Below are 11,333 nucleotides of genomic sequence, written 5' to 3'. Positions count from 1 at the left end.
CGGCTCCAGTAACCCCCGCAGGCAACTCCAGAACGAGCTGATCAGCTCGCCGGCGACGCCTGCGCCGTCGATGGGCGGCTTATAGGGCCACCGCCGAAGCCCTGTCAACGCGGTTTTTCGAGCCGCGGGAAAAAACTTCGACGCCGCCCCGCCCCGGACCCCGCAGGCTGCCACCCCGTCATCCCACCGTCATGTAAGGGCCGGGGATCCCCTCCCCGCGCTTCGGACGTGCTGGTACGCGGCGGCGCGCGGCCCGCACTGCAGGCCAGGACCGCGGACCGCCCTCCCGCCGAACGACGCGCAAGGGCGTGCCAGCCGGGACACGCCCCGCCTCACGCCTCGCCGGGCGGTGTCTCGAGCCTGCCGGTCCGGCGGCCGCGATGGCGGCGATCCGCCCTCGCCCGTCGCAGCCGGATCGAGCGGAGGCTGCGCACGAGCTGGCGGCGCTCGAAGCCCACGACCACCACGAGCGCCAGCGCCAGCGGGATCAGCAGATAGAACAGGCGGAAGACGAGGAGGGCCGCGAGGACATCGGCGGGCCGCATGTCCGACAGGCCGGCGACGAAGACGAATTCGAGGACCCCGATCCCGCCCGGCGCGTGCGACAGGAGCGCCAGCGAGAACGACACGAGGAACACCCCGACGACGACGGCGAAACCGGGGTTCCCGGCATCCGGCAGCGCGAAGTAGATGATGCCGGCCGCGCCGAGGATCTCGACCGGGCCGATCAGCAGCTGCCGCAGCACGATCGGCAGCGAGGGATAGGCGAGCGTCAGCCGCCAGAGCCGGAGTGGCCGCAGCTGCAGCCAGCTGCCGAAGACGTAGAGCGCGATCAGCACCAGCACCAGGATGCCGGTGACGGTCGAGGCCTCGACCGGCAGATGCTCGCCGAAACGGCGCAGCGTCGCCGGCTCGATCACCAGCACGAGGCCCCAGAGGAGCGCGCTGCCGAGCACGAAGGTGAAGGAGGCGAAGGCGACGAGCACGCCGACCTCCGCGCCGCTGAGCCCCCGCGTGCTGTAGGCCCGGTAGCGCACGATCGCACCCGAGAGCACCGACGCGCCGAGATTGTGCGAGAGCGCATAGGCGGTGAAGGAGGTCAGGGTGATGAACCGCCAGGACACCTGCCGCCCGAGATGCTTCAACGCCAGTCGGTCATAGGCGGCGAGCGCGGCGTAGGCGGCAAGCGCGCAGAGCGCCGACAGGGCCCAAGCCGGCTCTCGGATCGCGGCGAGGCTGGCGCCGATGTCGTCGATGGACGTCGTCCGCAGCTCCTCGACGAGGAGCCACAGCGAAAAGGCGACGGCCGACAGACCGATGACCGGCCACATCAGGGTCTTCAGCTTCATCCTGTCCGCCGGCCCCCACTTCGCACTCTGCCGCCGTCGGCAACGCTCCGCACGAGCGGACCGTTCACCTGATCGCGCAAGAGCTTTGCGGTCGCTCGTCCCGGTCCGCAAGACCCTCCGTCACACAGGCGCAGGTGCGTCACGCATCAGCTGCGTGCCGGCCAAGGCGACGAACGCGACAGGAACAGTCGGAAGACGGCTTCGGTTCACACGCAAGTCCCAGCGTCGAAGCCGCCGCCGTCACGCGCGGCGCTCGTCGCAAAACCGCCGGCGGTCGGATCCCCGCCGCCGGGACGGCGGCCTGACAGCCGGCGACCGCCTTCTCAGGCGGCGGCCAGGTGCGGCAGCGCGACGGCGCCCTCCTCGACATGACGCAGGAGGGCCGCGAGTTCGGGTTCGTTCACCCGTTCGGCCGCATCGGCCGGAGCGAACCAGGCGCGCTGTCGCTGATCGGCCTCGGGCCAGTCTTCCAGGAGGTCGCTGACGGCCATCGGATAGACGACGACGCGGCAGGGCACGAGGCTGCCGTCGCGCCGGCGCTTGTCGTAGTCGAACGTGCCGATCGCGCGGTGCGAGATCCGGCCGCGCACGCCGGCCTCCTCGAACGCCTCCTGCGCCGCCGCGCGATGCGGCAGCTTGAGCTTCATCGGCCAGCCCTTCGGGATGACCCAGCGTCCGCTCTCGCGCGAGGTCACCAGCAGAACTTCGACCGTCCCGTCGCTCTCGCGGTAAACCAGCGCACCGAACTGTTTCTTCCGTTTTTCCGACACCCGCTTCCGTGACACCTCGTCTGTGGTCGCAATTGCACGTCCGGCTGAACAGAACGCGGCGCCTGCCGCAAATCGGCTCGCTGAGCCATAGATAGGCGATGCGGCCTGCCTTTGCACGCCTGTTCATCGACGCTTTTCGAGCTTTTCGTCGCGTCTTCCCCTGCTGGTCGCTCGCCCGAGGAGGCAGCGCGACGCTCCGGGCAAGGCACCGGCCTTTAGGCCAAGCGGTGTAACGAGGGTGCGACAAACGTGATCGCGGGCCATGCCCCACAGCGGCGGCGGCGCGCGCTAAGAACCGGGCGATGAGTGCTCTTCCTGCCCCGTTCCGATTCCGTCCGAAGCTCCGGCGCACGGCGCTGGCGGCCTGCCTGGTGCTCGGCGCGTGCCAGGCGCCGCCGATGCCCAGTCTCGAGCTGCCGACGGTGGCGATGCCCGACCTCGATCTCGCCGCGCTTCGCATCCCCGGCTATCCGCGCCCGCAGACGGCGCCCGATGTCACGCCCTACCGGCTGACGGGCGAACAGACGGCAGCGATCAAGCTCAAGGTTGCGGACGCGCTCTCGGGTCAGGGCACGCCGCAATTCTCGCGCATGTCCGCCGGACGGACTGCGGATGGGACGATCCTCGCCTGCGGCCTCGTCAACACCGTCGACGGCATGAACCAGGCGACGCGCTGGCGTCTGTTCAGCGGCTCGGGGCGCGTCGGCCCCGACGGAGCCTTCGAGTTCCAGGTCAAGGGCCTGGCGTTGAGCAAGCAGAATGCCCTTGCCGTCTTCTCCGCCTGTCAGGACAAGGGGCTCGTCTGACGCCGCCAGCGCCGGCAGAGCCGCCCGCGGCTCTCTGCGGATCGTGGCATCGCCTTGGGATCGCGGCGTTGGCCCGACGCGGCGGCTCGGCGCGAAGCCGGCTCACGCCGCGCGCCGGCCGCTCGTCTGATCGAAGACGTGCAGCAGCGCCCGGGGAGCAACGGCGCGCAGCCGCACCCCCGGCTCGACCCGACTGTAGCCCGGGATCCGTACGGCGATGGCCGGGCCGCTCTCGCCAAGGGCGCCGTGCAGGAAGCTCTCCGCGCCGACGGACTCCACCGAGGTCACCACCATGGCGAGCCCCACCTCCCCCTCGCCCGCCAAGCGGTCGGTCAACTCGAGATGCTCCGGCCGGACGCCGAGCACCCGGCCCTCCTCGGCGAGCGCTGCCGGGAGATTGTCGAAGGCCTGCGCGCTCCCGCCTGCGAGCGGCACGAGGTTCATCGCCGGGGAGCCGATGAAGCCCGCGACGAAGAGGCTGGCGGGCCGCTCGTAAAGCTCCATCGGCGTGCCGATCTGCTCGACCCGCCCGGCGTTGAGGACGACGATCCGATCGGCGAGCGTCATCGCTTCCAGCTGGTCGTGCGTGACGTAAAGGCTGGTGGTGCGCAGCGCACTCTGCAGCCGCCGGATCTCGGCCCGCATCTGGACGCGCAGCTTGGCATCGAGGTTGGAGAGCGGCTCGTCGAACAGGAAGGCGGCCGGCTCGCGCACGATCGCACGCCCCATCGCCACGCGCTGGCGCTGGCCGCCCGAGAGCTGGCGGGGCCGGCGGTCGAGGAGCTGGGCGATCTCGAGCGCCCGGGCCGCCTCGTCGATGCGGCGTCCCCGCTCGTCCTTCGCCATCCCGCGGTTCTTGAGGCCGTATTCGAGGTTCTGGCGCACCGTCATGTGCGGGTAGAGCGCGTAGTTCTGGAAGACCATGGCGATGTCGCGCTCGGCCGGCTCCAGCCGGTTGACCACCCGCTCGCCGATCGAGATCGTCCCGGAGGAGATGGTCTCCAGCCCCGCCACCATGCGCAGAAGCGTGGACTTGCCGCAGCCGGACGGACCGACGAGCACCAGGAACTCGCCATCGGCGATGTCGATCGACACACCTTTGACGGCCTCGACGCCGCCGGCATAGACCTTCCTGACGTCGCTGAGCGTGATCGCCGCCATCGTCTCACTTCTCCGTTTCGACCAGGCCGCGCACGAACAGGCGCTGCATCGCGACGACCACCACCACGGGCGGCAGCATCGCCAGCACCACGGCCGCCATCACGTAGTTCCATTGCGGGATCGCATCGGCGACCGCGACGAGGCGCTTGATGCCCATGACGACGGTGTAATAGCCGGTGTCCGTGGTGATCATCAGCGGCCAGAGATACTGGTTCCAGCCATAGATGAAGAGGATCACGAACAGCGCCGCGATGTTGGTGCGCGACAGCGGCAGGAGGATGTCGCGGAAGAACTTCATCGGCCCGGCGCCGTCGACGCGCGCCGCTTCCATCAGCTCGTCCGGGACTGTCAGGAAGAACTGGCGGAACAGGAAGGTCGCCGTCGCCGAGGCGATCAGAGGGATCGACAGGCCGGCATAGCTGTTCAGCATGCCGAGATCGGCCACCACCTTGAAGGTCGGCAGGATGCGCACCTCGACCGGCAGCATCAGGGTGATGAAGATGATCCAGAAGGCGACGAGCCGGAACCGGAAGCGGAAATAGACGATGGCGAAGGCCGAGAGGATGGAGATCGCGATCTTCCCGAGGGCGATCGACAGCGCCATGATCAGCGAGTTCGTCATCATCAGGCCGAGCGGCGGCGCACCCGAGGTCGACAGGCCGGCGCCGAACATCGCCGAGTAGTTCTCGAGCGCGTGCGGTCCCGGCAGCAACGGCACGAGACCCGAATAGAAGTCGTTCGGTCCACGGGTCGAGGCGATGACCGCGAGATAGACGGGGAACGCCACCACCACGACACCGGTGATCAGCACCAGATGCGACAGCGCGTTGAGCCAGGGACGGTTCTCGACCATTCGTGGACCTCAGTACTGGACGCGCCGCTCGACCCAGCGGAACTGGACGACGGTGAGGAGGACGACGATCAGCATCAGGATCACCGACTGCGCGGCGGAGGAGCCGAGGTCGAGCGCGATGAAGCCGTCCTGGTAGACCTTGTAGACCAGCGTCGTCGTCGACTGCTGCGGGTTGCCCTTGGTGGTGGCGTCGATCACCGGGAAGGTGTCGAACAGCGCGTAGACCGTGTTGACGACGAGGAGGAAGAAGCTCGTCGGCGAGAGCAGCGGGACGGTGATGGTGAAGAACCGTTTCACGGGCCCTGCCCCGTCGATCGCCGCGGCCTCGCGCAGCGAGCCGGGGATCGCCTGCAGCCCGGCGACGAAAAACAGGAAGTTGTAGGAGATCTGCTTCCAGCTCGACGCGACCACGACGAAGATCATCGCGTCCGTCGGCGACAGCGCATGGTTCCAGTCGTAGCCGACGAGACGCAGGAGATACGGCACGACGCCGATGGTGGGGTTCGCCATGAACCACCAGAGGACGCCGCCGACCGCCGGCGCCACGGCATAGGGCCAGACGATGAGCGCCGAGTAGAGCCGCGTCTTCACCAGCCGGTCGACGGCCACGGCGAGGATCAGGCCGAGGCCCAGCGACAGGACGGCGACCGAAATGGAGAAGACGACGGTGACGCCGAGCGCGTTCAGGTAGTTCGGGTCGTGGAACAGGCGTTCGTAGTTGCGGAACCAGACGAAGCTGGTGCGCAGGCCGAACGGGTCCTGCTGCAGGAACGACTGCCAGACCGCCTGACCCGCCGGCCAGATGAAGAACACCATCGTCACCGCCAGCTGCGGCAGCAGCAGGAGGTAGGGCAGGACGCAGTTGCCGAAGACCGTGCGCTTGGTCTGCATGAACTCACATGGACGAGGAGGATACGAATGCGGCCCGCGCCGGAGCGCGGGCCGCGATGCCTCTGGACCGGCGGCTGACTACTCGTTCGCCTGCTGGAACTGCTCGATCAGCGCATTGCCGCGCGAGACGACCGAGTCGAGCGCCTGCTGCGCCGTCTTCTGGCCGGAGAGCAGCGCCTGGAACTCCTGGTCGATGACGTCGCGCACCTGCACGTAGTTGCCGAAGCGCAGGCCCTTCGAGTTCTCGGTCGGCTCATGCAGGGTGATCTGCTTGATGCCGACGTCCGAGCCCGGGTTCTTCTCGTAGTAGCCCTGCGTCTGGCCGAGCTCGTAGGCGGCGCGGGTGATCGGCAGGTAACCGGAGAACTGGTGCCACTCAGCCTGGATTTCGGGCGAAGAGAGGAACGCGAAGAAGTCGGCGACGCCCTTGTAGTCGTCCTTCGGCTTGCCCTGCAGCACCCACAGGGTCGCGCCGCCGATGATCGAGTTCTGCGGCGCACCCTCGACGTCGTCGTAATAGGGCAGCATGCCGAAGCCGACTTTGAAGTCCTTGGCGTTGTTCATGACCGAAGCACGCGACGCCGACGAGTTCATGTACATCGCGCAGGTCTGCGAGTAGAACTTCGGCGGGGCGTCCGGGCCGCCCACCGGGCCGCCATACTGGAACAGGCCCGACTCCTGCCACTTCTTCAGGTTCTCCCAGTGCTTCACCTGCACCGGACCGTTCACCGTCAGGCGTGCATCCATGCCGCCGATGCCGTTCTGCTCGGTGCCGATCGGCTGGTTGTGCCAGGCCGAGAAGTTCTCCAGCTGCACCCAGGAGATCCAGCCGGTGGTGAAGCCGCACTTGGCCGCGCCGGAGTCCATGATCGTCTTGGAGAAGGCCTCGACGTCGCCCCAGGTCTTCGGCGGCTGCTCGGGGTCGAGCCCGGCCTTCTTGAAGACGTCCTTGTTGTAATAGAGGATCGGGGTCGAGGAGTTGAACGGCATCGAGAGCATGTTGCCGTCGGCGTCGGTGTAGTAGCCGACCACCGCCGACAGGAAGCCCTTCGGATCGAAGTTCGCGCCGGCATCCTGCATCAGCTGGTAGACCGGATAGATCGCGCCCTTGGCGGCCATCATCGTACCGGTGCCGACCTCGAAGACCTGGACGATGTCCGGCTGCTGGCCGGCGCGGAAGGCCGCGATCGCCGCCGTCATCGTCTCGGGATAGGTGCCCTTGTAGGTCGGGACGACCTCGTACTGATCCTGCGAGGCGTTGTACTTCTTGACGATCTCCTCGAGCTTGCCGCCGAGTTCGCCTTCCATCGCGTGCCACCAGGTGATCTGGGTCTTGGCCTCGGCGACGCCGACGCTTGCCGCCAGCGCGCCGGTCATGGCAGCGGCTCGCAGCCAGGTGTTCAGATGTGTCATGAGAAGTCCCCGCCTGTTGGAGGCGGACGCGCGGGATCGCGGCGCCCTCGCCGAGGTCGTTAATCCAGGCGCGTGACAGGACGGTCACAGCCTGATGACGCTGGTGTGACAGCTGTGCAAGCCGGAGGACGAGCCGTCCGACGGCGTTCCGAAACGAAACGACCGCGCCACCTCCAGAGGTCGCGCGGTCGTGTCGATCGGGTTGCGCAATCCGGTCGCCGCGGCCCCGGAGGGGTTGCCGCGGCCCTTGGCCTCAGCCGAAGCGGCCGGTGATGTAGTCCTGGGTGCGCTTCTCGCGCGGCGCCTGGAACAGGCTCGTCGTCTCGCCGAACTCGATCAGCTCGCCGAGATACATGAAGGCCGTCAGATCCGAGACACGCGCCGCCTGCTGCATGTTGTGGGTGACGATGGCGATCGTGTACTCGGTCTTCAGCTCGTCGATCAGCTCCTCGATCTTGGCGGTCGAGATCGGGTCGAGCGCCGAGGCCGGCTCGTCGAGCAGGATGACCTCGGGGCGCACCGCGACGGTGCGCGCGATGCACAGGCGCTGCTGCTGGCCGCCGGACAGGCTGAGGCCGCTGGCGTTGAGCTTGTCCTTCACCTCGTCCCACAGCGCCGCGCGGGTCAGCGCCCGCTGCACGCGCTCGTCCAGTTCGCTGCGGCTGAGCTTCTCGTAGAGGCGGATGCCGAAGGCGATGTTGTCGTAGATCGACATCGGGAACGGCGTCGGCTTCTGGAACACCATGCCGACCTTGGCGCGCAGCAGGTTGAGGTCCTGCGAACGGTCTAGGATGTTGTTGCCGTCGACGCGGATCTCGCCCTCGGCACGCTGGTTCGGATAGAGCTCATAGATGCGGTTGAAGGTGCGCAGCAGCGTGGACTTGCCGCAGCCCGACGGTCCGATGAAGGCCGTCACCGCCCGCTCCGGCAGCGTCAGGCTGATGTTCTTCAGCGCCTTCGACGAGCCGTAGAAGAAGGACAGGTCCTTCACCTCCACCTTCGGCTCGCGCGTGTTGAGGCGCGTGCCCGGGATCGCGATGCTGGTCGGCGCGGTCAGGATGGACGACTGGGCGGTCATGAGGACTCCTTCTGCGAGCCGAACACGCGGGCAATGATGCTGAGCGCGAGGACCGCAAGGGTGATGATCAGCGCGCCGGTCCAGGCAAGGTTCTGCCAGCTTTCATAGGGGCTCAGCGCGAACTGGAAGATGGTCACCGGCAGGCTGGCCATCGGCGCGTCGAGGTTGAGGCTCCAGAACTGGTTGTTGAGCGCGGTAAAGAGCAGCGGCGCCGTTTCGCCGGAGATGCGGGCGATGGCGAGCAGGACGCCGGTGATCATGCCGGCGCGGGCCGCCTTGTAGGCGACCGATCGGATCACCACCCAACGCGGCGCACCGATCGCCGTCCCGGCTTCGCGCAGCGCGTCCGGTACCAGGAGAAGCATATCCTCGGTGGTGCGCACCACCACCGGCAGCACGAGGATGGCGAGGGCCGCGGCACCAGCGATGCCGGAGAAGTGGCCGAGCGTGACGACCAGCATCTCATAGACGAAGAGGCCAACGATGATCGACGGCGCCGAGAGGAGGATGTCGTTGATGAAGCGCACCACCATCGAAAGACGGTGATGGCGACCGTATTCGGCCATGTAGGTGCCGGCGAGGATGCCGATCGGCGTGCCGACGGCGACCGCGATGACGGTCATCAGCAGGCTGCCGGCGATGGCGTTGAGAAGGCCGCCGTCGCTGCCCGGCGGCGGCGTCATCTTGGTGAACACGTCGACCGACAGGCCGGAGAAGCCCCGCCAGAACAGCTCGATCAGGATGATGGCGAGCCAGATCAGACCGAACACCGCGGCGGCGGTGCAGAGAGTCATCATCACGCCGTTGGTGCCCCGGCGGGCGGCATACGAGGCCATCGATCAGGCTCCGGCGCGGCGCTTCATGCGGGCCAGCATCAGCCGGGCGCAGGCAAGCACGATGAAGGTGATGACGAAGAGGACGAGGCCGAGAGCGAACAGCGACGAGGTGTAGAGGTCGCCGGTCGCCTCGGTGAACTCGTTGGCGATCGAGGCCGAGATCGTGGTTCCGGGCGCCAGCACCGAGGGCGTGATGCGGTGCGCGTTGCCGATGACGAAGGTCACGGCCATGGTCTCGCCGAGCGCGCGGCCGAGCGCCAGCATGACGCCGCCGACCACCGCGACGCGGGTGTAGGGCAGCGTGATCCGGCTGGTGACCTCCCAGGTCGTCATGCCGAGCCCGTAGGCCGATTCCTTGAGCATCGGCGGCACCGTCAGGAAGACGTCGCGGGTGATCGAGGAGATGAAGGGCAGCACCATGATCGCGAGGATCAGGCCCGCGGTCAGGACGCCGATGCCGTAAGGGGGACCGGCGAAGACGCTGCTGAGGCCCGGCACGTATTTGAAGGTGCCGATCAGGAAGGGCTGCAGCGTGTGCTGCAGGAACGGGGCGAAGACGAACAGGCCCCAGATGCCGTAGATGATCGACGGGATGCCGGCGAGAAGCTCGACCGCGATGCCGATCGGGCGGCGCAGCGGCCGCGGGCAGAGTTCGGTCAGGAACACCGCGATGCCGATCCCCACCGGGATGGCGATGATCATGGCGATGATCGAGGTGACGACCGTGCCGTAGATCGGAGCCAGCGCGCCGAACTGCTCGGTCACCGGGTTCCACTTCTCCGTCCACAGGAACGAGAACCCGAAGGTCTGCAGCGCAGGCAGCGAGCCGTTGATCAGCGAGATGGCGACGCCGACCAGGACGACCAGGACGAGGACCGCCGCAGCCCGCGTCAGATTGTAGAAGACGATGTCGGACGTTGCGAACTTCGACAGGGTCCGCTGCCGGACCGGATCGACGCTACGTGTATCGGCCGCGAGGGTCATGACCGTCCTTTAGCAGGGAAATCGGGAGGCGGCGAGGCCGCCTCCCGACAGGAGACCGTTACTTGGAGGCGGTGAAGACGGGCTTGCCGTCCTGGCCCTGGATCTTCGACCACTCCTCGTGGATGTCCTTCACGACGGCGTCGGGCATCGGGATGTAGTCGAGCTTGGCAGCCATGTCGTCGCCCTCGGCATAGGCCCAGTCGAAGAACTTGAGGGCTTCGGCCGCATCCTGCGCGTTGTCCGGCTTCTCGTGGATCAGGATGAAGGTCGCGGCCGTCATCGGCCAGGACTTCTCGCCCGCCTGGTTGGCGAGGATCACGCCGAAGCCCGGCTGGCTCGACCAGTCGGCGCCCTCGGCGGCGGCGGCGAAGGCCGCGGCTTCCGGAGCGACCTTCTTGCCGTCCTTGTTCATCATGTCGGCATAGGTCATCTTGTTCTGCAGGGCGTAGGCGTACTCGACGTAGCCGATCGAGTTGGCCGTCTGGCCGACATTGGCGGCGACGCCCTCGTTGCCCTTGGCACCGATGCCCACCGGCCACTCGACGCTGGAGTCGACGCCGACGTTGCTCTTCCAGTCAGCCGAGACCTGGCCGAGATAGTAGGTGAAGTTGAAGGTCGTGCCCGAGCCGTCCGAGCGGTGGACGACGGCGATGGCCGCGGACGGCAGCTTGGCGTCCGGGTTCAGCTTCTTGATCGCGGCGTCGTCCCACTCGGTGATCTCGCCCATGAAGATCTTGGCAAGGGTGTCGCCGTCGAGCACGAGCTCACCCGGCTTGACGCCCTCGACGTTCAGGACGGGAACGATGCCGCCCATCACGGTCGGGAACTGCACGAGGCCGTTCTTCTCGAGCTCTTCGCCGCCGAGCGGCTTGTCGGTCGCACCGAAGGTGACGGTCTTGGCTTCAATCTGCTTGATGCCGCCGCCCGAGCCGATCGACTGGTAGTTGAGGCCGGTGCCGGTCTTCTGCTTGTAGGCGTCGGCCCACTGCGCGTAGATCGGATAGGGGAAGGTCGCGCCGGCGCCGGAAATGTCAGCGGCCTGCGCAGCGTGGCCCAGCATCAGTGCCGTACCGGCGATCAGGGCCATCCGGCCGGTCTTCCAAATGAAGGTCATTGTCTGCCTCTCCGTTTTCAGGGAGCCGGTGCGGGGAGCGGCTGCCGCTCCGTCACGCTCGACTGCCGTGCGCTTACC

At 67.5% G+C, this 11,333-nt stretch carries 11 protein-coding genes; 1 reads left to right on the top strand and 10 read right to left on the bottom strand.

Going from position 1 to position 11,333, the window contains the following annotated elements; translation table 11 throughout:
* Nucleotides 1–332: 332 nt before the first annotated feature.
* A complete protein-coding gene (locus tag NPA30_RS17925; RefSeq protein ID WP_256804147.1) occupies nucleotides 333–1,349 on the bottom strand; it encodes a lysylphosphatidylglycerol synthase transmembrane domain-containing protein in 1,017 nt (338 codons plus the stop codon).
* Between the two features lie 323 nt (nucleotides 1,350–1,672).
* Nucleotides 1,673–2,119, bottom strand: coding sequence for an NUDIX hydrolase (locus NPA30_RS17920; protein ID WP_256804145.1), 447 nt, complete (start codon nucleotides 2,117–2,119; stop codon nucleotides 1,673–1,675).
* Between the two features lie 302 nt (nucleotides 2,120–2,421).
* Here NPA30_RS17920 and NPA30_RS17915 point away from each other — a divergent pair, with 302 nt between their 5' ends.
* Nucleotides 2,422–2,925 (top strand): hypothetical protein, encoded by a 504-nt coding sequence (locus NPA30_RS17915; protein WP_256804144.1) that lies wholly within the window; start codon nucleotides 2,422–2,424, stop codon nucleotides 2,923–2,925.
* A 102-nt stretch (nucleotides 2,926–3,027) separates the two neighbouring features.
* On the opposite strand, the gene NPA30_RS17910 is transcribed toward NPA30_RS17915, so the two are convergent.
* From NPA30_RS17910 to pstS, 8 genes are all read right to left on the bottom strand, one after another.
* Nucleotides 3,028–4,086 (bottom strand): sn-glycerol-3-phosphate import ATP-binding protein UgpC, encoded by a 1,059-nt coding sequence (locus NPA30_RS17910; protein ID WP_256804143.1) that lies wholly within the window; start codon nucleotides 4,084–4,086, stop codon nucleotides 3,028–3,030.
* A 4-nt stretch (nucleotides 4,087–4,090) separates the two neighbouring features.
* Nucleotides 4,091–4,939, bottom strand: a complete 849-nt coding sequence (gene ugpE, locus NPA30_RS17905) for a sn-glycerol-3-phosphate ABC transporter permease UgpE (RefSeq protein ID WP_256804142.1) — start codon at nucleotides 4,937–4,939, stop codon at nucleotides 4,091–4,093.
* 9 nt (nucleotides 4,940–4,948) lie between these two features.
* Entirely contained in the window at nucleotides 4,949–5,830 is an 882-nt protein-coding gene (ugpA, locus tag NPA30_RS17900; protein WP_256804141.1) for a sn-glycerol-3-phosphate ABC transporter permease UgpA, read from the bottom strand.
* Between the two features lie 78 nt (nucleotides 5,831–5,908).
* A complete protein-coding gene (gene ugpB, locus NPA30_RS17895; protein WP_256804140.1) occupies nucleotides 5,909–7,243 on the bottom strand; it encodes a sn-glycerol-3-phosphate ABC transporter substrate-binding protein UgpB in 1,335 nt (444 codons plus the stop codon).
* 253 nt (nucleotides 7,244–7,496) lie between these two features.
* On the bottom strand, nucleotides 7,497–8,321 hold the full coding sequence (pstB, locus tag NPA30_RS17890) for a phosphate ABC transporter ATP-binding protein PstB (RefSeq protein ID WP_256804139.1): 825 nt from the start codon (nucleotides 8,319–8,321) through the stop codon (nucleotides 7,497–7,499).
* On the bottom strand, nucleotides 8,318–9,157 hold the full coding sequence (pstA, locus tag NPA30_RS17885) for a phosphate ABC transporter permease PstA (RefSeq protein WP_256804138.1): 840 nt from the start codon (nucleotides 9,155–9,157) through the stop codon (nucleotides 8,318–8,320). The genes pstB and pstA overlap by 4 nt, the downstream gene beginning before the upstream one ends.
* 3 nt (nucleotides 9,158–9,160) lie before the next feature.
* Nucleotides 9,161–10,141, bottom strand: a complete 981-nt coding sequence (gene pstC / locus NPA30_RS17880; protein ID WP_256804137.1) for a phosphate ABC transporter permease subunit PstC — start codon at nucleotides 10,139–10,141, stop codon at nucleotides 9,161–9,163.
* A gap of 58 nt (nucleotides 10,142–10,199) precedes the next feature.
* A complete protein-coding gene (gene pstS, locus NPA30_RS17875; protein WP_256804161.1) occupies nucleotides 10,200–11,228 on the bottom strand; it encodes a phosphate ABC transporter substrate-binding protein PstS in 1,029 nt (342 codons plus the stop codon).
* Nucleotides 11,229–11,333 lie beyond the last annotated feature (105 nt).

Source organism: Mangrovibrevibacter kandeliae, from assembly GCF_024519155.1.
Lineage (GTDB): Bacteria > Pseudomonadota > Alphaproteobacteria > Rhizobiales > Rhizobiaceae > Mangrovibrevibacter > Mangrovibrevibacter kandeliae.
The sequence above is the reverse complement of the archived record's forward strand: the minus strand, read 5'-3'. Positions and strand labels throughout refer to the sequence as shown.